The following is a 24,568-nucleotide window of genomic DNA, read 5'->3' on the forward strand; positions in this document are numbered from 1 at the left end:
TCTTCCGCTCGTTCACCCGGCCGGTCTAGTCTGTGCACGTTCCATCACCACCACACCCACCGCTGAGCACGCGGTACCCCGATGGGAGCGGCCGCGGACCGGCACGAACGAAGGAACTTCCATGTCCGCGAAACCCACCATCGTCCTCGTCCACGGAGCCTGGGCAGACGCCTCCAGCTGGAACGCCGTCGCCGGTGCCCTGCAGCAGCAGGGCTTCGAGGTGCTCGCCCCCACCAACCTGCTCCGCAACCCCATCAGCGATTCGGCGTACGTCGCCTCGTTCGTCGCGCAGCGCACCAGCGGTCCGGTCGTGCTCGTCGGCCACTCGTACGGAGGCGCCGTGATCAGCGGGGCCGGGCTCGGCGGCGGGGACGTCAAGGCGCTCGTCTACGTGGACGCCTTCATCCCGGAGGAGGGCGAGACGGTGTTCTCGATCCTGGGCGGCTCCGGATCGGCGTTCGACGTTCCGGACCCGTCGACGGTGTTCGACGTCGCCGGCTACCCGGGAGCGCCGGAGGGCGACGCGGAGGCGTTCCTGAAGCCGGCGACCGTGCACACGGCGTTCGCACAGGACCTCCCGGAGGCCGACCGGCTGCTCATCGCCGCCGGCCAGCGCCCGATCACGTTCGCGGCGAACACCACGCCGATGGGCGCCCCCGCCTGGCGCACCCTGCCGTCCTGGACGGTCATCGGCACGGAGGACAAGGTGATCCCGCCGGCGACGCAGCGCAGCATGGCGGAGCGGGCGGGCTCCACGATCACCGAGGTCGCGGCGTCGCACGTCTCGATGGTGTCGCATCCCCAGGCCGCGATCGACGCGATCCTGGCGGCAGCGGATGCGGTGAGCTGAGCAGCGAAGTCGCGCGGCGGGGCCGCGCCGTCACCGGGGGTCGGGCTCGTCGACCCCATCCGGTTCGTCGTCACGGACGATCGGGATGGACTCGGTGAACTGCGCGGCCCTCTGCTCGCCCTCCGGGGTGCCGCTGAACAGGCCGGCCTCCTGCTGCGCCCTGGCGCGCGGAGGCGGCGTCAGCTGGTCGGGCGCCTCCACCATCTCCACCCGCGTGCGCGGGAGGGATGCGGTGCTGTACCGCTGCATCCAGTCGATCAGGCGTTCGCGCACCAGGCAGCGCAGGTCGAACAGGGTGGGGGCATCCCGTGCCGTCACCAACACGCGCACGCGCACCCAGCCGGAGACCGCATCCGTCACCTGCAGCACGCCGGTGCGGCCGTCCCAGAGGTCCGTCGAGGCGAGCACGCGGTTGAGCTCCGAGCGCATCCCTCCCGGCGAGACCCGCCAGTCGAGGTCGAACTCGACGGAGCCGAGCAGTTCGCTGTGCTGCCTCGTCCAGTTCTCGAACGGCTTGGTGGTGAAGTAGCTGGACGGAAGCACGAGACGGCGGTCGTCCCAGATGTGCACGACCACGTAGGTGAGGGTGATCTCCTCGATCGTGCCCCACTGCTGCTCCACCACCACCACGTCGTCGATCCGGATGGCGTCGCTGAACGCCAGCTGGAGCCCGGCGAACAGATTGCCGAGCGTCGACTGGGCCGCGACACCGGCGATGATGCCGATGACACCGGCGGAGGCCAGGATGCTCGCGCCGGCCGCCTGCAGGGCGGGGAAGGTCAGCAGGATCGCGCCGAGGCCGATCACGACCGCCGCGACGATGGTCAGCCGCCGCACGATGAGCACCTGGGTGCGCACCTTGCGCGCGTAGCGGTTGTCCGGCACATCCAGCCGGTAGCGGGCGAGGCCGAGATCCTCCACATAGACGGCGAGGGCGGCTGCGAACCAGACGCCGGCGGCGATGGTGAGGATGAGGAAGGTGTGCTGGACGGCGTCACGCCATCCGGCCGGCACGTCCCGCGGCAGGGTGATGGCGACGGCGATCCAGAGCACGATCACCATCAGGAGGATCCGGAACGGGATGCGCGCCCGCGTGATCAGCAGGGCCGCCCACGCCCTGCGCCGCGCGATGGTGCGGAAGACGGCGCCGACGACGGCGGTGATCACGATGGCGGCCAGGACGGCCACCACGCAGGCGACGGCGAGACCTGGCCAGGAACGCAGGACGAACACGGGGGCTCCTTATCGGGGATCGGGTGTGCCCCGGAGTGTACGCGCGGGCTACGCTGATGCATCGGGGGAAGTCGACGACGAAGGAGTACGCATGGCAGCGACACGGTCACTTTTCATCGGCGGCACGGGGGTCATCAGCTCGGCCTGCGTCGCCAGATCTCTCGAGGCGGGACACGAGGTGACCGTCATCAATCGCGGCAATTCGAGCATCCGGCCGCTCCCGGACGGGGTGGAGGTGCTGCACGCGGACATCCGGGAGCCGGAGAGCGTGCACGCGGTGCTCGGCGAGCGCAGCTTCGACGTGGTGTCGGAGTTCCTGGCCTTCACGCCTGAGCACATCCAGACCGATTTCCGGCTGTTCGAGGGCCGGGTCGGGCAGTACGTGTTCATCAGCTCGGCCTCGGCGTACCAGACGCCGCCGTCCCGCCTTCCGGTGACGGAGTCGACACCCCTGCGCAACCCGTTCTGGCAGTACTCCCGCGACAAGATCGCCTGCGAGGACCTGCTCGTCGAGGCGTACCGCGAGCGGGCGTTCCCGATCACGATCGTGCGCCCGTCGCACACCTACGACCGCACGATGATCCCGACGAGCGGGCACTGGACCGACCTGGCCAGGATGCGCCGCGGCGCCCCCGTCGTGGTGCACGGCGACGGGTCGAGCCTCTGGACCATCACGCACAACACCGACTTCGCCGTCGCGTACGTCGGCCTCCTCGGCCGCCCGGAGGCGGTCGGCGAGGCGTTCCACATCACGTCGGACGAGGCGCCGACCTGGAACGAGATCTACGCGTACCTCGCGGAGGGCCTGGGAGTCGAGGCGGAGCTGGTGCACGTCGCCAGCGAGTCCATCGCGGCCGTGGTGCCGGAGCTCGGCCCCGGTCTGATCGGCGACAAGGCCAACTCGATGGTGTTCGACAACAGCAAGGTGAAGGCGCTCGTGCCCGAGTTCCGCGCGACGGTGCCGTTCGCGAAGGGTGCAGGCGAGATCGTCGAGTGGTTCCTCGCCGATCCGTCCCGTCAGCGTCTCGATCCGGACCTCGACACCGCGTTCGACCGGCTGGTGGAGCACGCGCGCGCCTTCGGGTAGAGCAGGATCAGTCGGGAACGGCGGCCACCGCTTCGATCTCGACGAGCGCGCCCGCGCGTGCCGGGGTGACGGAGAGCACTGTCACCGCTGTGCGGTGCTCTCCCCACACGGCGCCGGTGGCCGCGTACGCCTCGCCGGGGTCGACGCCCACCGCGAGATAGATGGTGAGCTTGGCCACGTACTCGGGGCCGCTGCCTGCCTCGGCGAGCACGGCGAGGACGTTCCGTAGCGCCTGCTCGGTCTGCGCCTGCAGGCCGTCGAGCAGTGCTCCCTCTGCGTCCGTGCCGTTCTGCCCGCCGACGTAGAGCGTGCGCCCCTGCTCCACGAGCATCCCCTGGGCGAAGGCCGGACTGGCGTGCAGGCCCGGCGGGTCGACGGGCGTCGGTCGTGCGGTCATGGCGTGCTCCCCTCGTCGCGATACGTGCGTCCGATTGTGCCCGCATCCCCGACATCGAAACAGCCTCTTTACTATTAAGAAACTTTCCTGATACATTCACCACGCACGATTGTTCCAACGAAGGGATGTGCGCGATGGCCACCAGACCAGTACCGGGAACCCCCTCCTGGCTCCGCGAGACCAATGACCGCACAGCCCTGTCCCTGCTGCTCGAGCACGGGGTGCTCACCCGCAACAGGATCGGCGAGCTCTCCGGCCTCTCCAAGCCGACAGCGGCCCAGATGGTCTCCCGGCTCGAAACCGCCGGGCTCATCCACGCGGTGGGCGAGGTGTCAGGTGGCCGCGGCCCGAACGCGGCCAGCTACGCCGTGCGCACCGACCGGGTGCTCGGCGTCGCCGTCGACATCGACGCGACCACGATCCGCTCCACCGTCGTCGACGCGAGCGGCACGGAGCATCCCATCGCCGCCACTCCCCTGCGGGTGACCGATCCTGACCGCACGCCGGAGTCCGACGTGCGCGCCGCGATCGACGGCGCGTGCGAGGCGGCGGGCGTCGCGAGCGACAGGGTCAGCGCCGTCTGCGTCGGCGTGCAGGGCGCCCTCGACCCCCGCACCGACGAGCTCACGTTCATCGAGACGCTCCCCGGCTGGCCGATGCAGGGCATCACCGCGCACCTCGAAGACGCGCTCGGCATCTCCGTGCACATCGACAACGACGTCAACCTCGCCGCCATCGCCGAGCGCACGGACGGCGTCGGACGCGACACCGGCGGCTTCGCGCTGCTCTGGATGGGAGACGGCCTCGGCCTCTCCGTCGACCAGGGCGGCTCTGTGCACCGGGGGGCTTCCGGAGGCGCTGGCGAGATCGGCTATCTGCCGATCCCCCGCAGCGCCGCCGAACTCGACCAGGACGCCCACGACCTGCAAGACCTGATCGGCGGCCCGACCGTCGCCCGTCTCGCCGAACGACACGGCATCCACGCCGCCGAGTACACCGCCGCCGTCGAGGCCATCCCCGGCTCGCCGGCCCGGGATGCGCTGCTCGCCGAACTCGCGCCGCGCATCGCCGTCGGGGTCGTCCCCGTCCTCGCCCTGCTCGACCCGGAATTGGTCGTGCTCGGCGGGCCGACAGGACGCGCGGGCGGCGACAGGCTCGCCGAGCTCGTGAGCGCGGAGCTCCGCGCATCCTGGGGGTCGTCCACCGTCGTCGCAACCGGCGTCCCCGCCCATCCCGTGCTCAGAGGCGCACGAGAGCACCTGCTCGCCGAGGTGCGCAACGCCCTCTTCGCCGAAGTCTCAAGGATCTCCGCGTAACACAGCACCACCCGTCCATTGCACGCATCACGAACTGGAATCAGTGAGGAACCACCCGTGAAACACCGTCAACGTCACATCATCGCCACCGCCGCGGTCGCCGCGGCGGCGGCTCTGACCCTCGCCGGATGCTCCGGCGGCGGCAGCAGCGCCTCCTTCGACGCGAGCACTCCGAAAGAGCTGTCCGGCACCGTCTCGTTCTGGCACTTCTTCTCCGACAGGGAGGCGAAGGTCATCCAGTCGGTGGTCGACGACTTCGAGAAGAAGAACCCGAAGGTCAAGGTCGAGGTGCACTCCGGCCAGGACGACGAGAAGCTGCAGAAGGCCATCGCCACAGGAAGCAAGGTGGACGTCGGGCTCTCGTACTCCACCGACATCGTCGGCAACTTCTGCTCCAACGGCGCGTTCCGCAGCCTCAACACGGTGATCAAGCGCGACGGGGTGGACATGAGCCAGTTCTCCCCCACCGTGAAGTCGTACACCGAGTTCAAGGGCACCCGCTGCGCGATGCCCATGCTGGCCGACGTCTACGGCCTCTACTACAACAAGGCACTGCTGTCCGCGGCCGGGTTCACCGCACCGCCCAAGACGCTGTCCGAGCTGGAGTCGATGGCGGAGAAGCTGACCACGTTCAACCCGGACGGCTCGATCAAGACCCTCGGGTTCAACCCGACGATGGGCTGGTACGAGAACGCGGCAGCGCACTACGGCCCAGCGGCCGGAGCCGAGTGGCTGAAGCCGGACGGAAAGAGCGCGATCTCGTCCAGCCAGGGCTGGACCGAGCTGATGGAGTGGCAGAAGGCCTACGTCGACAAGATCGGCTGGGACAAGCTGAACACGTACACCTCCGGCCTCGGCCAGGAGTTCTCCGCCGACAACGCGTTCCAGACCGGCCAGGTCGCCATGAACATGGACGGCGAGTACCGCACCGCCTTCATCGCCGACCAGGCGAAGAACCTCGACTACGGCACAGCGCCGTTCCCGACGGCGGACGACCACACCGAGCTGTACGGCGGCGGATACATGACGGGCAACATCATCGGCATTTCGAAGGGCTCCAAGAACCCGGAGCTCGCCTGGGCGCTGCTGAAGTACCTGACCACGGACACGGATGCCGTCGTCAAGCTCGCCAACGGCCTCAAGAACGTGCCCACCACCACGGACGCGCTGAACTCGCCGAAGCTGGAGGTCTCCGAGCAGTACAAGACCTTCCTCGACATCGCGTCGGACAAGAATGTCGCCACCACCCCGGCCAGCCCGCTCGGCGCCGGATACCAGCAGTCGTTCCAGGACTTCTGGAACAAGTACCAGAGCCAGGGCGGAGACCTGCAGGCAGGGCTCAAGAACGTCGACAAGCAGATCGACGACGCGCTCGCGCTGACGACCGGTCCGTAACCATGACGACAACGGCACTCCGGGAGGGGCGGGCGGCACGCGTCCGCCCCTCCCGGGCCCGCACCAAGCGGAAGCTCGTCACGCTGGCGCTGCTGGCGCCGGCCCTGCTCGGCCTCGCGATCTTCTTCGTGTACCCGCTGATCGCATCCGTGTACTACTCGTTCACCCGGTTCGACCTCGTGTCGTCACCGCAGTGGATCGGCCTGCGCAACTACCAGTACCTGTTCACCCAGGACCCGAACGTCTGGCAGGCCACCCTCAACACGCTCTGGTTCGTGGTGATCTGGGTGCCGGTGAAGGTGGCGTTCGCGCTGCTGATCGCCGGGCTGCTCGCCCGGGCGAAGCGCGCATCCGGATTCTGGCGGACGCTGTTCTACCTGCCGGCGCTCGTGCCGCCGGTGGCGAGCGTCGTGGCGTTCGTGTTCCTGTTCAACCCGGGAACGGGACCGGTGAACCAGGTGCTCAAGTTCTTCGGCATCCAGGGACCGCTCTGGTTCAACGACCCTGCGTGGTCGAAGCCGTCGCTCGTGCTCCTCGGCGTGTGGGTGATGGGGGACATCATGATCATCTTCCTCGCCGCCCTGCTCGACGTCTCCAAGGAGCAGTACGAAGCAGCATCCCTCGACGGCGCGAACGGCGTGCAGAAGGTGCGGTACGTGACGCTGCCGAGCATCGCCCCCGTGCTGCTGTTCTCGGTGGTCACCGGTGTGATCGCGGCCATCCAGTACTTCACGGAGGCGGCCGTCGCGTCCGGGGTCGCCTCCGGCAAAGCGGTGATCGGCGAGGGCATCAGCAACAACCTCGGCTATCCGGACGGCTCGCTGCTGACGTACACGCAGTGGCTCTACGTGCGCGGCTTCGGCACATACCAGCTCGGATACGCGTCCGCGCTCGCCGTGCTGCTGTTCGTCGTCGCCGCCGTCATCCTCATCCTCCTGCTGCGCCGCTTCAAGGCGTTCACCCCGGAAGGCGCACAATGACCTCCGCAACCCTGACCAAGCCGCCGGCTCCCCCCGCCCAGCGGCAGGGACGCATCCCGACCCCGCGGTCGCTCCGCAGCAGGCGCGTGCTGGCCTGGATCGCCGAGCACATCGTGCTCGTCGCGCTCGGCATCCTGTTCGCCGCACCGATCGTGTTCGTGTTCCTCACGTCGCTGATGTCGAGCGAGCAGACGCTCACCGCGTCGCTCTGGCCGCAGCCGTTCCAGTGGGACAACTACGTGAAGGTGTTCACGACCGTGCCGCTGCTGCAGTGGTTCGGCAACTCGGCGCTGTACGCGATCCTCGCCACGGCCTTCATGCTCGTGTCGAGCGTCCCGGCCGCGTACGCGCTCGCCAAGATCAAGTTCCGCGGCTCGGGTGCGCTGTTCACGGTGATCATCATCGCGATGCTGCTCCCCCCGCAGGTCACGGCCATCCCGATCTACGTGATGTGGTCGCAGCTCAACCTGACCGGCACGCTCTGGCCGCTGATCCTGCCGAACCTGCTCGGCGACGCGTTCTCGATCTTCCTGCTCCGGCAGTTCTTCCTCACCATCCCGAGCGAGTACGCGGACGCGGCGAGGATCGACGGCAACGGCGAGTTCGGCGTGCTCTGGCGCGTGGTGCTTCCGATGGCGAAGCCGGGCATCGCCGCTACGGCGATCTTCATGTTCTTCAACTCGTGGAACGACTACTACGGCCCGCTGCTCTACACGTCCGAGAACCCGGCCGCGTGGCCGGTGGCATACGGGCTGGCGTCGTTCCGCGGGGTGCACGGCACCGACTGGGGACTCACGATGGCGATGACGATGCTCGTCACGATCCCCGTCGTCCTCATCTTCTTCTTCGCCCAACGCGTCTTCGTCGAGGGCATCACACTCACAGGCGTGAAGGGATAGCAGTGAAACTCGCAGTCGTCGGTGGAGGCTCCACCTACACCCCCGAACTCATCGACGGATTCGCCAGAATGCGCGACCTCCTCCCCATCGAGGAGCTGTGGCTCGTCGACACCGACCCTGACCGCCTGCGGCTGGTCGGCGGGATGAGCGAACGGATGTTCCGCGCCGCGGGCCACACCGGCCGCATCGTGCCGACGAGCGACCTCGTCGCCGGGGTCTCCGATGCGGACGCCGTGCTGATCCAGTTGCGCGTCGGAGGCCAGAACGCCCGGCACGGAGACGAGACCTTCCCGCACGAGTGCGGCTGCATCGGACAGGAGACGACCGGTCCCGGCGGCTTCGCGAAGGCGCTCCGCACGGTGCCGGTGGTGCTGCGCGTCGCCGACGTCGTGCGTGCGCACGCCAAGCCGGACGCCTGGATCGTCGACTTCACCAACCCGGTCGGCATCGTCACCCGCGCCCTGCTGCAGGAGGGTCACCGCGCCGTCGGGCTCTGCAACGTGGCCATCGGCTTCCAGCGGCGCTTCGCGAACCTGCTCGGCGTCGACCACACGCAGGTGACGCTCGGTCACGTCGGGCTGAACCACCTCACCTGGGAGCGCGCGGCATACGTGACGGACGAAGCCGGGACGAGGGATGCGCTCCCCGCCCTCCTCTCCACGCACCTGGCAGAGCTGTCCGAGGAGATCGAACTCCCCGCATCCCTCATCCGGATGCTCGGGAACGTCCCCAGCTACTACCTCCGCTACTACTACGCGCACGACGAGGTGCTGCGCGAGCAGCTCGGCTCCCCCACCCGCGCAGAGGCCGTGCAGGAGGTCGAGCGCGCACTGCTCGCGCTCTACGCCGACCCGGCCGTCGACACCAAGCCGGACCAGCTCGCGAAGCGCGGAGGCGCCTTCTACTCGGAGGCGGCCGTCGACCTGATCGCCTCGCTCACGAGCGACCGCGGCGACACCCAGGTGGTCAACCTGCGCAACGACGGCTCCCTCCCGTTCCTGCCGGACGACCACGTGATCGAGGTGCCGGCCACGGTCGGCGCGAACGGGGTGACCGCCTTGCCGATCGAGCCGCTGCCGGACGACATCCGCGGGCTCGTCTCGCATGTCGCCGGCTACGAGCGGCTGGCACTGGACGCCGCGGTGCACGGAGGACGCGAGCGCGTGGTGCGGGCGATGCTCGCGCATCCCCTCGTCGGGCAGTACGAGAAGGCGGAGAAGCTCACCGACCTGCTCATCGCCGGGAACAGGGACCACCTCTCGTGGGCGAAGTGAGCGACGCGCGGCCGATCGCCATCGCGGTCGACGGCGGAGGGTCGAAGACGGACGCCGTGGCCATCGACCTCGACGGAACCGTGATCGCCAGCGCGCGCAGCACCACGTCCAGCCCGCACATCATCGGGATGGCGGAGGCGGCCGCGCTGGTCGACGGCCTGATCGAGGAACTGCTCGCGCAGACCGGGCAGCGGCAGATCGCCGCGGCCAACATCTATCTGTCCGGGCTCGACCTGCCGGCGGAGGTCGCCGCGTTCCGCGACGGGATCGCCGGGTACGCCTGGGCGGACGCGGTGGTCGACAACGACCTGTTCGCGCTGCTGCGCGCGGGCACGAGCGAACCGGATGCGGTGGCCGTGGTCTGCGGCACCGGCATCAACTGCGTCGGCGTGCGCGGAGACGGCCGCGTTGTGCGCTACCCGTCGCTCGGGATCATGTCCGGAGACTGGGGAGGCGGCTGGCACCTCGGCGAGCAGGCGCTCTGGCACGCGGCGCGCGCGGTGGACGGGCGAGGGCCTGCGACGAGGCTCGTCACGGACATCCCTGCGGTCTACGGGCTGGACAGCGTCACCGACGTGATCGAGGCGCTGCACTTCCAGCGCATCCCGAACAGCGACCTCTCCCGGATCGCGCCGTCGGTGTTCGACGCCGCGCGGGCTGGGGATGCGGTGGCAGGCTCGCTCGTCGACCGGCAGGCGGAGGAGATCGTGGTGTTCGCCGCGACGACGCTCCGGCGGCTGGAACTGCTCGACCGGCCGGTGCCCGTGGTGCTCGGCGGCGGCGTGATCGGCGCCCGGGATGCGCGGCTGCTGTCCGCGATCGAGACCGGGCTCTCCGAGACCGCGCCGCTCGCGCGCATCCGGCTGGTGACGGCGGCGCCGATCCTCGGGGCGGGGCTGCTCGCCCTCGAAGCCGCAGGGGCGGACGCCGCGGCGCTCGCGAAGGCGCGCGAACAGCTGGCGTCGCGTCAGGCGGCGGCCGGACTGCCTGTCGCGGCCGCTCCCGCGGTGGTTCAATAGCGGTACGAACACCGAATTCGCCGACGAACGCAGGCGGATGGTCGAGCAGCAGCTCGTCCCCCGCGGGATCGAGGACCAGCGGGTCCTCGACGCGATGCGGCGTGTGCCACGGCACCTGTTCGTGCCAGACGAGCAGGCGCGATACGCATACGACGACCATCCCCTGCCGATCGGAGACGGACAGACCATCTCGCAGCCGTACATCGTGGCGCTCATGCTGGAAGCAGCGCGGATCGGTCCGGAGGACGCCGTGCTCGACATCGGGACGGGCTCCGGATACGCGGCGGCCGTCGCGGCGGAGCTCGGGCACCGCGTGGTCAGCGTCGAACGGCATCCCGATCTCGCGGTCACCGCGGCGGCGACCCTCGAAGCTCTGGGCTATCGGGTGAACGTGGTCACGGGCGACGGCACGCTCGGCTGGCCGGAGGGTGCCCCGTACGACGTGATCGTCGCGGCGGCGACCGGCCCGGATGTGCCGCGGGCGTGGGTCGACCAGCTCGCACCGGGCGGCAGGATCGTGATGCCGATCGGGCGAGCGGGCGGGGCGCAGCACCTCGCGGCCTTCACGCGGGCGGACGACGGTGGGCTGGTGTCGACGAACTTGGGTGCTGTGGCGTTCGTGCCGCTGGTCGGCGAGGCGGGGTGGGGGCCGGACGGCGGGTGACGGCTCGGGCGGTTAGGGCAGGTTGGGCCGGGTCAGGCGACGGCGGCGACGGCGGCCGACTGGACGCCGGACAGGTGCGCGATCAGCGCGGCCAGCTGGCCGGCGGGCGCTCCCGGGTCCTCCGGGTGCCACTGCACCGCGATGACCGGCGCCGTCTCGTGTTCGAGCGCCTCGACGTGGCCGTCGGGAGCGCGGCCGGTGACGCGGAGGCCGGAGCCCACAGCATCCACTGCCTGGTGGTGGGCGCTCTGCACGTCCACCGACGTCGCGCCGAGCAGGTCGGCCGTGAGGCTGTCCTCGGCGATGGCGACGGGATGCGACGCCATGATCTGGCGGATCGGGACGCCGTGGTTCCTGTGCGTGCTGTCATCACCGAGGTGCTGCACGATGGTGCCGCCGAAGGCGACGTTGAGGATCTGCAGGCCGCGGCAGATTCCGAGCAGGGGCGTCTCCCGCTCGACGGCACGGCGCACCAGCGCGAGCTGTGCCTCGTCCGCCGTCTCGAGGTGGCGGCTCTCCCCCGGATATCCGGTGCTTCCGCCGTAGAAGCGCGGTGCGATGTCCTCGCCGCCCATCACCACGATGGCGTCGGCCGTCTCCGTGCGGGCGAGGAGCGCATCCACGCCGTCGTCGGCGGCGAGCCTCGACACGGTCCAGCCCTGCGACTGGGCTTCGGCGATGACGGCGCCGACGAGCAGCTGCACGTAGCCGTGGTACTCCGGGTCGTCACCGCGGAAACGGGTGGCCTCGACCACGGCGAGGGAGCGACCCTGGATGCCCATGCCTGCTCCTCTCCCGTCGGTGTGCGTCCCGTCCATTCTGTTCGGAGGCGGAGGAGGACGCATCCCGCGTGTAACAGGGTGAAACACACGGCGGCGGCGGAGCCCTGGCGCGTCTTCCCGAGCCCCCAATAGACTCGGCTGGTACCACCGACTCGAGAGAGTGAGTAGATGCACCGACGACGCGTACGTGGCGGATTCCTGCTGGCGATCGGACTGGTGTTCGGCTCTGCCCTCGGCACAGCGTCGATGGCGAGCGCTGTCGACCCTGTCGACCTCGGCTCCGGCCACGTGGTCGATCAGGCCGGGGTGGTCACGTCGCAGGTCTCGACCATCGAGGCGGCGACCGACAAGCTGTACACCGACCACAAGATCGACCTGTTCGTGGTCTACGTCGACCGGTTCACCAACCCGACGGATGCGGCGGACTGGGCCAACGAGACCGCGGCGCAGAACAACCTCGGTCCGTCCGACTACCTGCTGGCCGTCGCCACGGACGGGCGTGCGTACTACCTGTCCGGGGACGACGCAGGGCCGGTGTCCGCCGACCAGCTCACGCAGATCGAGCAGAACGACATCGAGCCGAAACTGCGCGCAGGCGACTGGTCGGGCGCCGCCGTCGCGGCTGCCACGGGACTCGGAGACGCCGTCGGAGGCGGAGGGGGCGGCGCAGGGTTCTTCTGGGTGTTCATCATCGCCGTCGTGGTCATCGGCGTCATCATCTTCTTCGTGGTCCGCTCGCGTTCGCGGAAGAAGGTCGCCGCCGGCGGGCAGCCGCAGACCCCGCAGAGCGAGCTGCAGACCATCCCGCTCGTCGATCTCGAACGTCGCGCGGGGTCCGCCCTGGTGCAGACGGACGACGCCATCCGCACCAGCGAAGAGGAACTGGGCTTTGCGACGGCGCAGTACGGAGCAGACTCCGTCGTGCCGTTCCAGGCGGCACTGGATGCGGCGAAAGCGCAGCTGAGAGACGCCTTCACCCTCAAGCAGAGACTCGACGACGCCGAGCCGGACACCGACCAGCAGAAGCGCGAGTGGAACGCCCAGATCGTGCAGCTCTGCGCGGCGGCCAACGACGCCCTGGACAAGCAGGCGGACGCGTTCGACGAACTGCGCGCGCTGGAGAAGCGCATCCCGCAGGCGACGGCGGAGGTGCAGACGGCAGCGGACACGGTGCACGGAAGGCTCGACCAGACGGCCGCTACCTTCGCCACCCTGTCCTCGATGTACACGGCGGCATCCCTCGCGACCGTGCAGGACAACATCCACCAGGCGACGGAGCGGCTCGCGTTCGTGACCACGGCGCTGACGGCCGCGAAGCAGAAGAGTGACGCCGGGGACACCAGCGCCGCGGCGATCGGCGTGCGGGCGGCCGAAGAGTCCGTCGACCAGGCCAAGCTGCTGCTCGACGCGGTCGACAGGGTCGGCGCAGACCTCGGGACGGCGCAGCAGACCATCGACTCCACCATCTCCGAGCTGGAGAGCGACCTCGCGGAGGCACGCACCATCGCGGCGACCGACGACGCGACAGGGGCTGTCGCCGGGGTCGTCGCCGCAACGGAGCAGACGGTCGCCGACGTCAGATCGAAGATCGCGGCCGGCCCGATCAACCCGCTGGAGATCGCCCAGCGTCTCGCAGCGGCCAACCAGAACATCGACGGCGTGCTGCAGAACGTGCGGGATGCGCGACAGCAGACCCAGCGCGCCCAGGCGTCGCTGCAGCAGACGCTCCTCGCCGCGCGCTCCAGGGTGTCCGCGTGCGAAGACTTCATCACCGCCCGCCGCGGAGCCGTCGGACCGGAGGCACGCACCCGCCTGGCCGAGGCAGGACGGCTGGTCGTGCAGGCCGAGGCCACGGCGGCTGCCGACCCGGTGACCGCGCTCGCCCAGGCGCAGCGCGCCGCCCAGCTGGCCGAGGAGGCGACGCAGCTCGCCCAGCGCGACGTTGGCGGGTTCCAGCCGGATTCCGGCGGCCTCGGCGACCTGGGCGGCCTGTTCGGAGGCGGCGGGTTCAGCGGAGGCGGCTCCGGCGGCGGCAACCGCGGCGGAGGGAACGGCGCGATGGGGGCGATCCTCGGCGGCATCCTGATCAACTCCGTGCTCGGCGGCGGTGGCGGAGGAGGCGGGCTCTTCGGCGGAGGCGGCGGTGGCGGAGGAAGCCGCAGTCGCAGCGGCGGCGGGTTCAGCTCGGGAAGCTTCGGCGGGGGCGGAACCCGCTCGCGCCGCGGAGGCGGACGGTTCTAAGGCGCCTGACCGGGGGCCTCAGCGAAAGGAAAACACGATGGCAAAACAGTCCATTTTCGGTCGGATCTCACAGCTGCTGAGAGCGAACGTGAACGCGCTCATCGACCAGGCGGAAGACCCGGAGAAGATGCTCGACCAGATGGTCCGCGACTTCACCAACAGCATCGCCGACGCGGAGAGCGCCATCGCGGAGACGATCGGCAACCTCCGCCTGCTCGAAGACGACCACGCGGAAGACGTCGAAGCGGCATCGTCGTGGGGCCAGAAGGCCCTCGCAGCGAGCAAGCAGGCCGACACGTACCGCTCCGGCGGCGACACCGCGAACGCCGACAAGTTCGACAACCTCGCGAAGGTCGCCTTGCAGCGCCAGATCTCCTCGGAGAACGAGGCGAAGGCCGCAGAGCCGCAGATCGCGGCGCAGACCGAGGTGGTCGAGAAGCTGAAGTCCGGCCTCAACGGCATGAAGGCCAAGCTCGAACAGCTCAAGAGCAAGCGCTCCGAGCTGATCGCCAGGGCCAAGAGCGCTCAGGCGCAGTCGCAGGTGATGGATGCGGTCAAGAGCGTCGACATCCTCGACCCCACCAGCGAGGTCAGCCGCTTCGAGGAGAAGATCCGCCGCGAGGAGGCGAGGGTCCGCGGAGCGTCGGAGCTCGCGGCCTCCAGCCTGGACGCGCAGTTCAACCAGCTCGACGACCTGGGCGAGATGACGGAGGTCGAGGCGCGCCTCGCCGCCCTCAAGACCGGCGGAGCACCCGCGCAGCCCGCCGTGACGGCCGACCCTGCGTCGTCAGCGCCGTACACCCCCGGTCAGTGACGGGTGGCGGCGGAGGCGGGAGACGGATGAGCGGCGCATCGTTTCTGGTGGTGCCGCAGTGGCAGGGGTCCGGATCGTCGCGGGCCATGCGGCTGATCGACGGCGCGGAGGCGATCAGGGGCGACCTGCCCGCCGCCGCGACCACCGTGGTGCCCGTCCCCGCCGCGGCGGGCGAATCCCTCGGCACCGGCGTGCACCGGTTCTCCGCGCTCACGACCGTGCGCGACGCTGCGACGGCCGAGCTCATGCTGCTCGACGCGCCGGTGGTCACGATCGGCGGGGACTGCGCCGCCGACCTCGCCAGCGTCCAGCACGCGGTCGCCGTCGCAGAGCCGGGATCGGTCGCCCTGGTCTGGTTCGACGCGCACGCCGACATCAACGACGTGGGATCCTCCCCGTCGAGCGCCTTCCACGGCATGGTCGTGCGCGCCCTCCTCGGCGACGCACCGGACGGGCTCGCGTCTACCGGACCATCCCTCCTCTCCCCCGCGCAGGTGATCCTGGCCGGGACGCGCGCACTCGACGACGACGAGTCGGCGTACATCGACGAGGCAGGCATCCGGATGCTCGGCCCGGCCGACCTCGACGACCCGGCCGCCCTGGTCGCGGCTGTCGAGGCGACGGGAGCGACGTCTGTGTACGTGCACATCGACCTGGATGTGCTCGACCCGGCCACCATCAGCGGCATCGGACACCCGGAGCCGTTCGGGGTACAGCCGGAGGCGCTGTGCGACGCGGTGCGGGCGCTGCGCGGGCGGTTCGAGCTGGCCGGTGCTGCGATCACGGAGTTCGCGCCGGAGTCCCCGGATGCGGCGGGGCGCGACATGGCCGTGATCCTGCGGATCCTGGGCGCGCTGACCGGGCGGCTGGGCGGCGGCGCTGCTGGCGCGGGCGGCGCGGCTGGCGCGGGCGGCGGTTCCTCCACAGGCACAGCCGCGCGCCATCTCTCCACAGATCCGCGCCCTGCCGATGACGCGTCCTGACGGCGGAGGTAGCTTGGGAGACATGACCGAACCCAAGATCATCACCGAGCGGCGGGGCCACATCCTGCTCATCGGCTTCAACAGGCCGGAGAAGCGCAACGCCGCAGACTTCGAGCTCCTCCGGCTGCTCTCCGACGCATACGGAGAGCTGGAACGCGACCCCGGGTTGCGCGTCGGCCTCGTCTACGCCGTCGGCGACCACTTCACCGCAGGCCTCGACCTCGCAGACATCGGGCCGCGCATCGGAGCGGACGGCCTCACCATCGAGAGCGACGACGGCATCAACCCGTGGCAGGTGTCCGGGCAGCGTCTCAGCAAGCCCGTCGTGATCGCCGTGCACGGCACCTGCCTCACCCTCGGCATCGAGCTGATCCTGGCGAGCGACATCGCCGTTGCGGCACGGTCCACCACGTTCGGCCAGATCGAGGTGTCCAGGGGCATCCTGCCGTTCGGCGGGGCCACCATCCGGTTCCCCCGCGCTGTCGGCTGGGGCAACGCCATGCGCTACATCCTCACCGGCGATTCCTTCGACGCGGCAGAGGCCCATCGAATCGGCCTGGTGCAGGAGCTGGTCGACGACGGAGAGCAGTTCGACAGGGCGTTCGCCATTGCGGAGCGCGTCGCGGCGCAGGCTCCCCTCGCCGTCCAGGCCGCGCTCGCCAACGCCAAGTTAGCCGTGCGAGAAGGCGACGCGGCGGCGGAGGCCCAGTTGCAGCCGGCGCTCGTCCGGCTGGCCACCAGCGAAGATGCCGCGATCGGCATGCAGGCCTTCCTCACCAGGACCCAAGCGGAGTTCGTGGGCCGCTAGCGGCGTCCCCCTCCCCGACCACCCCGCACGACAACGAATCGACAGGAGAGAGCATGAGCAGCAACGAATACGACGTGATCGTGATCGGAGCGGGAGCGGTGGGCGAGAACGTCGCCGACCGAGCGGTGCAGGGCGGGATGCGCACCGTCATCGTGGAGGCCGAGCTGGTCGGAGGCGAGTGCTCGTACTGGGCCTGCATGCCGTCGAAGGCGCTGCTCCGTTCCGGAGCGCTGCTGCGCGCGGCGCAACGGGTCGGCGGGACGCGCGAGGCCGTCACCGGTCCGCTCGACGTGGAGGCGGTGCTCCGGCGCCGCGACGTCATGACGAGCGACTGGAAAGACGACGGGCAAGTGGAGTGGCTGAACGGAGCAGGCATAGACCTCGTCAGGGGCCACGCCGTCATCACCGGTGTCCGCGAGGTGACCGTGACGGCCGAGGACGGCACAGAAACGGTGCTCACGGCAAAGCACGCCGTCGCCGTCTGCACCGGTTCCGCCTCCCTCCTTCCCGACATCCCGGGCCTCCGCGAGAGCGAGCCGTGGACGAGCAGGGACGCCACGAGCGTCCAGCGCGTGCCCGTGTCGCTCGCGATCCTCGGCGGCGGTGTCGTCGGGGTCGAGATGGCCACGGCGTACGCCGGGTTCGGCACGGAGGTGCACCTCATCTCCCGCAGCGGCCTGCTCGGCGCGAACGAGCCGTTCGCCGGGGAACTCGTCGCGGACTCGCTGCGCGAACTCGGCGCGAACCTGCACCTCGACGTGTCCCCGACCGCCGTCGAGCGCACGGATGACGACGGCTTCCAGCTCACGCTCGACGACGGCACCACCATCCGCACCGACGAACTCCTCGTGGCGACGGGGCGCATCCCGCACACCGCAGGCCTCGGCCTGGAGGCCTTCGGTCTCGAAGGCGGGGCGTGGCTGAACGTCGACGACTCGATGCGCGTCCTCGGCGCCGACGGCGAGCCGGTCGACGGCGGATGGCTCTACGGCGTCGGCGACGTCAACCACCGCGCCCTGCTCACCCATCAGGGCAAGTACCAGGCGCGGGCCGCCGGAGACGCGATCGCGGCCAGGGCGAAGGGCGCCACCGTCTCCCTCGAGCCGTGGGGCACCTACGTGGCGACGGCCGATCACCAGTCGGTGCCGCAGGTCACGTTCACCGACCCGGAGGTGGCGTCGGTCGGGCTCACCGCCGCAGCGGCCGAGAAGGCCGGATACCGCACCAGGGTGGTCGACTACGAGATCAGCGGAGTCTCTGGCGCGAGCATCGCCGCGGACAACTACGTGGGGAAGGCGAGGATGGTGGTCGACGAGGACCGTCAGGTCGTCCTCGGGGTCACCTTCGTCGGGCAGGATGTCGGCGAGCTGCTGCACTCGGCCACCATCGCGGTGGTCGGCGAGGTCCCCCTCTCCCGCCTCTGGCACGCCGTGCCGTCGTACCCGACCCTCAGCGAGGTCTGGCTGCGGCTGCTCGAAACGTACGGCCGGCCGAAGGAATAACGGGATGCGCGTGATCACCCGCGTGCTGTTCGACTCCCCGATCAGCACGCTCGGCTACCTCTACGCCACGGCCGTCGGGCTGGTCTGGGGCTTCATCTGGAGCACGGGCCGCGTCGAGCGCCGCGCCGGGCTGTTCGTGTTCCGCGGGATGCCGGAGCGCACGTTCGGCAGGGGCGGTTCGTGCGTCGGAGGCTGCTACCTCACCGCGCAGAACGTGTCGGACGACATCCTGGAGCACGAGGCGATTCACAAGCGTCAGTGGCAGCGTTATGGCATGGTGTTCCCTCTGCTCTACCTCGTCTCCGGACGGGATCCGCTGAAGAACCGTTTCGAAATCGAGGCCGGCCTCGAGAAAGGTGGCTACCGATGACCGCAGCGTCCGACGGCTCCCGGCGCACGATCGTCCTGACGGGTGCGAGTTCCGGGATCGGGCTGGTCGCCGCCCAGCGGCTCTCCGAGCAGGGCAACGAGGTGGCGGTGGTCGGGCGCAACCCGGAGCGCACCAGGGGCATCGCGGAGAAGATCGGGGCGACGCCGTTCCTCGCCGACTTCGAGAAGCTCGACGAGGTGCGGGCGCTCGCCAGCGCGCTGCTGGATCGCTACGACACCATCGACGTCCTCGCCAACAACGCGGGCGGCCTGAACGCCAAGCGCGAACTCACGGTCGACGGCCACGAGCGCACCATCCAGGCCAACCACCTGGCGCCGTTCCTGCTCACCCACCTGCTGCGGCCCCGGCTGGAACAGACGGCGGCGCTGGGCCGGGATGTGCGGGTCGTGTCCACGGCCAGCCTCGCCAACCGTTTCGGTCACCTCCGCCTCGACGACCTCGACTGGGAGAAGCGCGCCTGGCTGGGCGGCTGGCGGGCATACGGCACGGCCAAGCTGGCGACCATCCTGTTCATCAGGGAGTTGGCGGAGCGTCTCACCGGCACGGGTGTCGACGCGTTCTCGTTCCATCCGGGCACGATCGCGACCAACTTCGGCCGCACATCGCCGCTGATCCGGTTCGGGGCGTTCGTCACCCGCAACGGCTACGGCGTCCCCGTCGAGGCCGGGGCGGCTCCCCTCGTCCGCCTCGCCGCGGAGGCTCCGGTCGGTGCGCCGAGCGGAACGTACTTCGACCGCCTCAGCGCCAACGGTCCCACCGCCGCGCAGGCAAAAGACGCGCAGCTCGGTCGCGACCTGTGGACGATCACCGAACAGCTCGTGGGGGTGGACACCCGCGTGTGACGCCGCGGAGCGCCGTCAGGGTGAGCGGGAGTGTGCGGGGCGCCGTCAGAGGTAGGCGGGGGCGACGATGGCGTCGGCGGGCATGCCGACGACCGATTCGAGGTGGTCGCGCACCTCGGAGACCAGGGCGAAGCCGCCGGTCAGGATGACGCGGGTCTCGCCCGGTCCGTCGCAGAGCATCTCGGTGGTCCAGGCGCGGACCGCGCGGGTGGCGGCCTCTCCCCTGGCGCAGCGTTCGCCGGTGCCCGGGCGGCCGCTGCGGTTGTGGCGGGTGAGCCAGGTGACGGTCATGCGCATCGGGGTGGCCAGCTGGACGATCTCGTCCGCGTCTCCGACCTCCACGAAGACCCGGCCGCGAGCGCACAGCGGAAGCAGCGCGAGCTCGGCTTCGAGCTCGGTCAGCGACGACTCGTCACCGACGACGAGGAACTGCACACGGTCGTCGTGGTGGGCGGTGGTCGCGGTGTGGTTCGCGTGATCGGGTCGGTACATCGTGTTCTCAGTATAGGCGAGCCTTACCTAACCCCGAAGGGCTCCGAGCGGATGCCCAGCGACCGGCCAGCAGGGGCGCCGAGCGCACGCTGGCGAACGCAAGGGTTCCGCCCGGCCGGCCGACGCGGGATGATCGACGCATGGAGCCAACGCACCCGTCGCCCGCCCAACCGGTCGCCCCCATGCTGGCGAAAGCCGTCCCCACCGTGCCGGATTCGGACAAGGTCGACGGCGGGCTCAGCTACGAACCCAAATGGGACGGGTTCCGCGCCATCGTCTACGCGACCGGCACCAGCAACCCAGACGGCACCGGAACCATCGAGAGCGTCGAGATCGGCAGCAGGGGCTCCAAGATGCTCACGCGGTACTTCCCCGAACTCGTCGAGGCATTCACGCGCATCCTGCCCGGGCCGTGCGTGCTCGACGGCGAGATCGTCGTGCCGACCGGCGAGCCCGGCGCGCAGCGGCTCGACTGGGAGGCGCTGTCGCAGCGCATCCACCCCGCCGCGAGCCGGGTGAAGCTGCTGGCCGAGCAGACCCCCGCCACCTTCGTCGCTTTCGACCTGCTCGCGCTCGGCGACGAGTCCTACCTCGACCGGCCGTTCTCGGAGCGCCGTGCCGCGCTCGAAGCGTTCGCGGGCGACCTCCCCGCTCCCATCGAACTCACCAGGACCACCACCGACGTCGACCTCGCCCGCCGCTGGCTGGTCGAGTTCGAAGGCGCCGGGCTCGACGGGGTCGTCGCCAAACCGCTGGCGGCGCCGTACGCGCAGAACAAGCGCACCATGCTGAAGGTCAAGCACCACCGCACCGCCGACGTCGTGGCGCTCGGCTACCGCATCCACACCAGCGGGCGAGGGGTGGGGTCCCTGCTCGTCGGCCTGTACGACTCCGACGGCGAGCTGCGCAACATCGGGGGCGTCTCCGCGTTCACCGACAAGCGCAGACTGGAACTGGTGGACGAACTCGACCCGCTCGTGCTCCGGGACGACGACGGGCAGACCGTCACCGGCGAGACGGAGCGCAGCAGGTTCTCGTCCGGCAAAGACGTGTCGTTCGTGCGGCTGCGACCGGAGCGCGTGCTCGAAGTGCGCTACGACCAGATGGAGGGGATGCGGTTCCGCCACACGGCCCAGTTCGAGCGCTGGCGCCCAGACCGCGACGCCCGCTCCTGCACCTACGAGCAGCTCGACCGCCCGATCGCCTACGACCTCGGAGACGTCCTCAGCTGACGTCGCGGCGCGCGGCTAGGGCTTCTTGGCGCGGCTCGGCTGCACGCGCGGCGGCTCGCCGGGCATCTTCGGGTAGTCGGGAGGGAACGGCAGTTCGCCGAGGCCGTCGTCGAGGTCGCGCTGCCACCAGCCGAGCAACTCGTCGATGCGGCCCGGCTTGTCGCCGAACGTCTTCCACGGGTCGCCGACCGTCGCCAGACGCTCAGGGATGGTCAGGATGGTGTGGGAGCGCGGGTCCGTCGACTCCAGCTCGTCCCAGGTGATCGGCGTGGCCACCGGTGCGTGGGCGAGAGCGCGCGGACTGTATGCGCCCGCCATCGTCCTGTCCCTGTTGGCCTGGTTGAAGTCGACGAAGATGCGCTCGCCGCGCTCCTCCTTCCACCACGCCGTCGTGACCTTGTCGGGCATCCTGCGCTCCAGTTCGCGGGCGGCGGCGATCACAGCGTGCCGCACATCCAGGAACTCGTGGGTCGGCTCGATCGGGGCGAACACGTGCAGGCCGCGGTTGCCGGAGGTCTTGATGAACGCATCCAGGCCGGCCTCGCGCAGCACGGCGCGCAGCTCGATGGCGGCGGGGATCGCGTCGCCGAAGTCGGTGCCGGGCTGCGGGTCGAGGTCGATGCGCAGCTGGTCGGGGTTGTCCGAGTTCTCCGCGCGCGACGGCCACGGGTGGAAGACCACCGTGTTCATCTGCACCGCCCACACCGCGGCGGCCGGTTCGTCGATGACGAGCTGGGGATGCGAGCGGGCGCTCGGGTAGACGACCATCACCGAGCGCACGTAGTCGGGTGCGCCCCTCGGCGGGTTCTTCGAGAAGAACTGCTCGCCGTCGATGCCCTCCGGGAAACGCTGCAACGACACCGGCCTGTCGCCGTTGGCGCGGACGAACGCGTCGCCGACCGCGACGAAGTAGTTCGCGAGGTCGAGCTTCGTGATGCCGAGCTCGGGCCACAGCACGCGGCCGGGACTGGAGATCCGCACCTCGCGTTCGCCGTGCGGACCGGGGACCGTGAGGACAACTGCGTCGCCTGCCATGCTCACACCGTACCCGTCCGGTCGTCGAAGCCGATGACACTCGTGTGAATTCCGTGTGCGAAGCGGCGCGCGAGCGCGTCTGGGGACCGTTGTGGGTGAGAATGATGAGGCGTCCCCGAAGACGGGGTGCGAGACACGAGGAGTTCCCCTGAAGATCGTCAGCTACAACCTGCGCAAGCACGCAGCAGGCCACGAGCTCGCGGACATCGCTGCAACCTACGACGTCGACGCGCTGTGCCTGCAGGAGTGCGACAGTGAGGCGCTTCCCGAACGCCTTCACCACCTGATCCTCGCCGACGCGACGAGGACCAACCGTCTCGGCCTCGCCGTCTACGTGCGCGAAGACCGCTACGACATCCTCGACACCAAGGTGTTCGCCGTGCAGAAGTCGGTGCACGACCGCGTGCTCGCCCCGGCGAACGAGCGGCTGCTCGCGGTGCGCCTGCACGACAGGGAGACCGAGGAGGACGTGCTCGTCGGGTCGTTCCACGCGGCGCCGCTGACCGCATCCAACTCGTTGCGGCGCAAGCAGATCGCCGCCGCCCACGCCGGGATGCGCTCCCTGGCCGCCGACATCCCCTCCGTGATGGTCGGCGACTTCAACTACCCCTGGTTCATCCGCGGTCTGGAGCGGCACCTGACGACGGCGGGATACGCGCTCAGCCGTAGTACAGAGCCGACCTACTTGCGCTACAAGTTCTTCACCGGATACTTCGACTTCGTCACGTCGACGGGGTTCGAGATCCAGCGGGTGGATGTGCTGCCGCGTGGCGCCTCCGACCACCGGGCGATCAGCCTGGACGCCGAACTCGCCGCCTGACCCGCACCTGGACCACCCGCGGGGCGCGGCGTATCGTGAAGCGCGTTTCCTGGCGAGGTGATGCGCGTGGACGTTCTCGGGTGGCTGGCCGCTACCGATTACACGATCGCGCGCGAGATCCTCGAGCGGGGCGTCGCCGCCATCTACCTGATCGCGTTCGTCTCCGCGGTCAACCAGTTCCCCGCGCTGCTCGGTGAGCACGGGCTGCTGCCCGCCCCGCGCTTCCTGCGAAGCGCATACGCGCGCAGCCAGCCCACCATCTTCCGCCGCCGATACTCCGACCGGATGCTCCTCGCCGTCGCCTGGACCGGCGCAGCGCTCTCGGCGCTGATCGTCGCCGGCGTTCCGCAGCGCGCGCCGACCTGGGTGTTCCTGCCCGTCTTCCTGCTCGTCTGGTTCCTCTACCTCTCGATCGTGAACATCGGGCAGACGTTCTACGGGTTCGGCTGGGAGAGCCTGCTCTGCGAAGCGGGGTTCACCGTCGCGCTGCTCGGCGCTCTCGACACCGCTCCCCCGGTGACGGTGGTGTTCCTGCTGCGCTGGCTGGTCTTCCGGCTCGAGTTCGGTGCGGGGATGATCAAGATGCGCGGCGACCGGTCGTGGCGCGACCTCACCGCGCTGTACTACCACCACGAGACCCAGCCGATGCCGAACCCGCTGAGCCGCACCGCCCACCTGCTGCCGAAGTGGTGGCACCGGCTGGAGGTGCTCGGCAACCATTTCGCGCAGCTGATCGTGCCGTGGCTGCTGTTCGCGCCGCAGCCGGTGGCCAGCATCGCGGCGGCGGTCGTCATCCTCACCCAGCTGTGGCTGGTGGCGACGGGCAACTTCGCCTGGCTGAACGTCATCACCATCGTGCTCGCGTTCTCGGCGGTGGACGACGCGTCGTTCTCGTGGCTGTTCGGCGGCGCGCGGCTCGGCGGCATCGGGGCGGAGGGCGTGCCCGGCTGGTACGCGGTCGTGGTGCTGGTGGCGAGCATCCTGATCGTCGGCCTCAGCTGGCAGCCGCTGCGGAACCTGTTCGCGCGCAGGCAGCTGATGAACGCGAGCTTCAACCGGTGGCATCTCGTCAACGCGTACGGGGCGTTCGGCACGGTCACGCAGGAGCGGTTTGAGGTGATCGTCGAAGGGACGGAGGACGACCCCAACGATCCGGATGCGCGCTGGCGGGAGTACGCGTTCAAAGGAAAGCCGGGCGACGTGAAGCGGCTCCCGCGCCAGTTCGCGCCGTACCATCTGCGACTCGACTGGCTGATGTGGTTCCTCGCGCTCGGGTCGAGGGACACGGAGTGGTTCGAGATGTTCCTGCTGCGGCTGCTGGAGGCGGACAGGCCGACGCTGCGACTTCTGCGCACCGACCCGTTCGGCGGAAGGCCGCCGCGGGCCGTGCGGGCCAGGATGTTCCTCTACCGGTTCACGACGAGGGAGGAGAAACGCGCATCCGGGGACAGGTGGATGCGCGAGGAGATCGCCGACCTCGTCCCTCCGGTGTCGCTGCGTGGCTGAGCGGCA

At 69.9% G+C, this 24,568-nt stretch carries 24 protein-coding genes; 19 read left to right on the forward strand and 5 right to left on the reverse strand.

Features of this window, described 5'->3' with window-relative positions:
* Positions 1–121 precede the first annotated feature (121 nt).
* A complete protein-coding gene (locus AC1ROC_RS06060; protein ID WP_492998737.1) occupies positions 122–850 on the forward strand; it encodes an alpha/beta fold hydrolase in 729 nt (242 codons plus the stop codon).
* 30 nt (positions 851–880) lie between these two features.
* On the opposite strand, the gene AC1ROC_RS06065 is transcribed toward AC1ROC_RS06060, so the two are convergent.
* The gene (locus AC1ROC_RS06065; RefSeq protein WP_492998739.1) at positions 881–2,083 is read right to left on the reverse strand and encodes a mechanosensitive ion channel family protein; all 1,203 of its coding nucleotides are present in this window, start codon (positions 2,081–2,083) and stop codon (positions 881–883) included.
* 91 nt (positions 2,084–2,174) lie between these two features.
* Here AC1ROC_RS06065 and AC1ROC_RS06070 point away from each other — a divergent pair, with 91 nt between their 5' ends.
* The gene (locus tag AC1ROC_RS06070; protein WP_168689030.1) at positions 2,175–3,170 is read left to right on the forward strand and encodes an SDR family oxidoreductase; all 996 of its coding nucleotides are present in this window, start codon (positions 2,175–2,177) and stop codon (positions 3,168–3,170) included.
* 7 nt (positions 3,171–3,177) lie between these two features.
* Here the strand turns inward: AC1ROC_RS06070 and AC1ROC_RS06075 are convergent, their stop codons facing one another.
* Positions 3,178–3,567, reverse strand: a complete 390-nt coding sequence (locus AC1ROC_RS06075; RefSeq protein WP_492998741.1) for a RidA family protein — start codon at positions 3,565–3,567, stop codon at positions 3,178–3,180.
* Positions 3,568–3,701: 134 nt separating this feature from the next.
* Here AC1ROC_RS06075 and AC1ROC_RS06080 point away from each other — a divergent pair, with 134 nt between their 5' ends.
* Genes AC1ROC_RS06080 through AC1ROC_RS06110 form a run of 7 tightly spaced genes read left to right on the forward strand, consistent with a single transcriptional unit; the run spans position 3,702 to position 11,114 of the window.
* Positions 3,702–4,883, forward strand: coding sequence for an ROK family transcriptional regulator (locus AC1ROC_RS06080; protein WP_434948137.1), 1,182 nt, complete (start codon positions 3,702–3,704; stop codon positions 4,881–4,883).
* 57 nt (positions 4,884–4,940) lie between these two features.
* Positions 4,941–6,278, forward strand: a complete 1,338-nt coding sequence (locus AC1ROC_RS06085; protein ID WP_492998744.1) for an ABC transporter substrate-binding protein — start codon at positions 4,941–4,943, stop codon at positions 6,276–6,278.
* A gap of 2 nt (positions 6,279–6,280) precedes the next feature.
* Positions 6,281–7,258, forward strand: a complete 978-nt coding sequence (locus AC1ROC_RS06090) for a carbohydrate ABC transporter permease (protein WP_085370929.1) — start codon at positions 6,281–6,283, stop codon at positions 7,256–7,258.
* Positions 7,255–8,157, forward strand: a complete 903-nt coding sequence (locus tag AC1ROC_RS06095) for a carbohydrate ABC transporter permease (protein ID WP_492998746.1) — start codon at positions 7,255–7,257, stop codon at positions 8,155–8,157. Before AC1ROC_RS06090 ends, AC1ROC_RS06095 begins: the two co-directional genes overlap by 4 nt.
* A gap of 2 nt (positions 8,158–8,159) precedes the next feature.
* The gene (locus AC1ROC_RS06100) at positions 8,160–9,431 is read left to right on the forward strand and encodes a 6-phospho-beta-glucosidase (protein ID WP_085370931.1); all 1,272 of its coding nucleotides are present in this window, start codon (positions 8,160–8,162) and stop codon (positions 9,429–9,431) included.
* Positions 9,428–10,450 carry an N-acetylglucosamine kinase gene (locus AC1ROC_RS06105; protein ID WP_247597336.1) on the forward strand — a complete coding sequence of 341 codons (1,023 nt, stop codon included), beginning with the start codon at positions 9,428–9,430 and terminating at the stop codon, positions 10,448–10,450. Before AC1ROC_RS06100 ends, AC1ROC_RS06105 begins: the two co-directional genes overlap by 4 nt.
* A complete protein-coding gene (locus AC1ROC_RS06110; protein ID WP_492998937.1) occupies positions 10,419–11,114 on the forward strand; it encodes a protein-L-isoaspartate(D-aspartate) O-methyltransferase in 696 nt (231 codons plus the stop codon). The genes AC1ROC_RS06105 and AC1ROC_RS06110 overlap by 32 nt, the downstream gene beginning before the upstream one ends.
* Before the next feature lie 32 nt (positions 11,115–11,146).
* Here the strand turns inward: AC1ROC_RS06110 and AC1ROC_RS06115 are convergent, their stop codons facing one another.
* Positions 11,147–11,896, reverse strand: a complete 750-nt coding sequence (locus tag AC1ROC_RS06115; protein WP_492998749.1) for a gamma-glutamyl-gamma-aminobutyrate hydrolase family protein — start codon at positions 11,894–11,896, stop codon at positions 11,147–11,149.
* Positions 11,897–12,064: 168 nt separating this feature from the next.
* Between AC1ROC_RS06115 and AC1ROC_RS06120 the strand changes: the two genes are divergently transcribed.
* From AC1ROC_RS06120 to AC1ROC_RS06150, 7 genes are read left to right on the forward strand one after another with little or no spacing between them, the layout of a single operon-like run.
* On the forward strand, positions 12,065–14,137 hold the full coding sequence (locus AC1ROC_RS06120; RefSeq protein ID WP_492998751.1) for a TPM domain-containing protein: 2,073 nt from the start codon (positions 12,065–12,067) through the stop codon (positions 14,135–14,137).
* A gap of 37 nt (positions 14,138–14,174) precedes the next feature.
* Positions 14,175–14,951 (forward strand): PspA/IM30 family protein, encoded by a 777-nt coding sequence (locus AC1ROC_RS06125; RefSeq protein ID WP_492998753.1) that lies wholly within the window; start codon positions 14,175–14,177, stop codon positions 14,949–14,951.
* Between the two features lie 26 nt (positions 14,952–14,977).
* Entirely contained in the window at positions 14,978–15,934 is a 957-nt protein-coding gene (locus AC1ROC_RS06130; RefSeq protein WP_492998755.1) for an arginase family protein, read from the forward strand.
* A gap of 22 nt (positions 15,935–15,956) precedes the next feature.
* Positions 15,957–16,742 carry a crotonase/enoyl-CoA hydratase family protein gene (locus AC1ROC_RS06135; RefSeq protein WP_492998757.1) on the forward strand — a complete coding sequence of 262 codons (786 nt, stop codon included), beginning with the start codon at positions 15,957–15,959 and terminating at the stop codon, positions 16,740–16,742.
* 53 nt (positions 16,743–16,795) lie between these two features.
* The gene (locus tag AC1ROC_RS06140; RefSeq protein WP_492998759.1) at positions 16,796–18,244 is read left to right on the forward strand and encodes a dihydrolipoyl dehydrogenase family protein; all 1,449 of its coding nucleotides are present in this window, start codon (positions 16,796–16,798) and stop codon (positions 18,242–18,244) included.
* Positions 18,245–18,248: 4 nt separating this feature from the next.
* Positions 18,249–18,614, forward strand: a complete 366-nt coding sequence (locus AC1ROC_RS06145; protein ID WP_085370940.1) for a Fe-S oxidoreductase — start codon at positions 18,249–18,251, stop codon at positions 18,612–18,614.
* Positions 18,611–19,477 carry an SDR family NAD(P)-dependent oxidoreductase gene (locus tag AC1ROC_RS06150; RefSeq protein WP_492998761.1) on the forward strand — a complete coding sequence of 289 codons (867 nt, stop codon included), beginning with the start codon at positions 18,611–18,613 and terminating at the stop codon, positions 19,475–19,477. Before AC1ROC_RS06145 ends, AC1ROC_RS06150 begins: the two co-directional genes overlap by 4 nt.
* 45 nt (positions 19,478–19,522) lie before the next feature.
* Here AC1ROC_RS06150 and AC1ROC_RS06155 read toward each other — a convergent pair whose 3' ends face one another.
* A complete protein-coding gene (locus tag AC1ROC_RS06155; RefSeq protein ID WP_492998763.1) occupies positions 19,523–19,969 on the reverse strand; it encodes an SIP domain-containing protein in 447 nt (148 codons plus the stop codon).
* Between the two features lie 140 nt (positions 19,970–20,109).
* On the opposite strand from AC1ROC_RS06155, the gene AC1ROC_RS06160 reads away from it, so the two are divergent.
* Positions 20,110–21,201, forward strand: coding sequence for an ATP-dependent DNA ligase (locus tag AC1ROC_RS06160; RefSeq protein WP_492998765.1), 1,092 nt, complete (start codon positions 20,110–20,112; stop codon positions 21,199–21,201).
* A 15-nt stretch (positions 21,202–21,216) separates the two neighbouring features.
* Here AC1ROC_RS06160 and ligD read toward each other — a convergent pair whose 3' ends face one another.
* Entirely contained in the window at positions 21,217–22,236 is a 1,020-nt protein-coding gene (gene ligD, locus AC1ROC_RS06165; RefSeq protein ID WP_492998767.1) for a non-homologous end-joining DNA ligase, read from the reverse strand.
* 148 nt (positions 22,237–22,384) lie between these two features.
* On the opposite strand from ligD, the gene AC1ROC_RS06170 reads away from it, so the two are divergent.
* A complete protein-coding gene (locus AC1ROC_RS06170) occupies positions 22,385–23,056 on the forward strand; it encodes an endonuclease/exonuclease/phosphatase family protein (RefSeq protein WP_085370970.1) in 672 nt (223 codons plus the stop codon).
* Positions 23,057–23,116: 60 nt separating this feature from the next.
* Positions 23,117–24,562, forward strand: coding sequence for a lipase maturation factor family protein (locus AC1ROC_RS06175; RefSeq protein WP_492998769.1), 1,446 nt, complete (start codon positions 23,117–23,119; stop codon positions 24,560–24,562).
* The last annotated feature ends 6 nt before the right edge of the window (positions 24,563–24,568 follow it).

This window comes from Leifsonia sp. GW821-FHT13C05, from assembly GCF_058806515.1.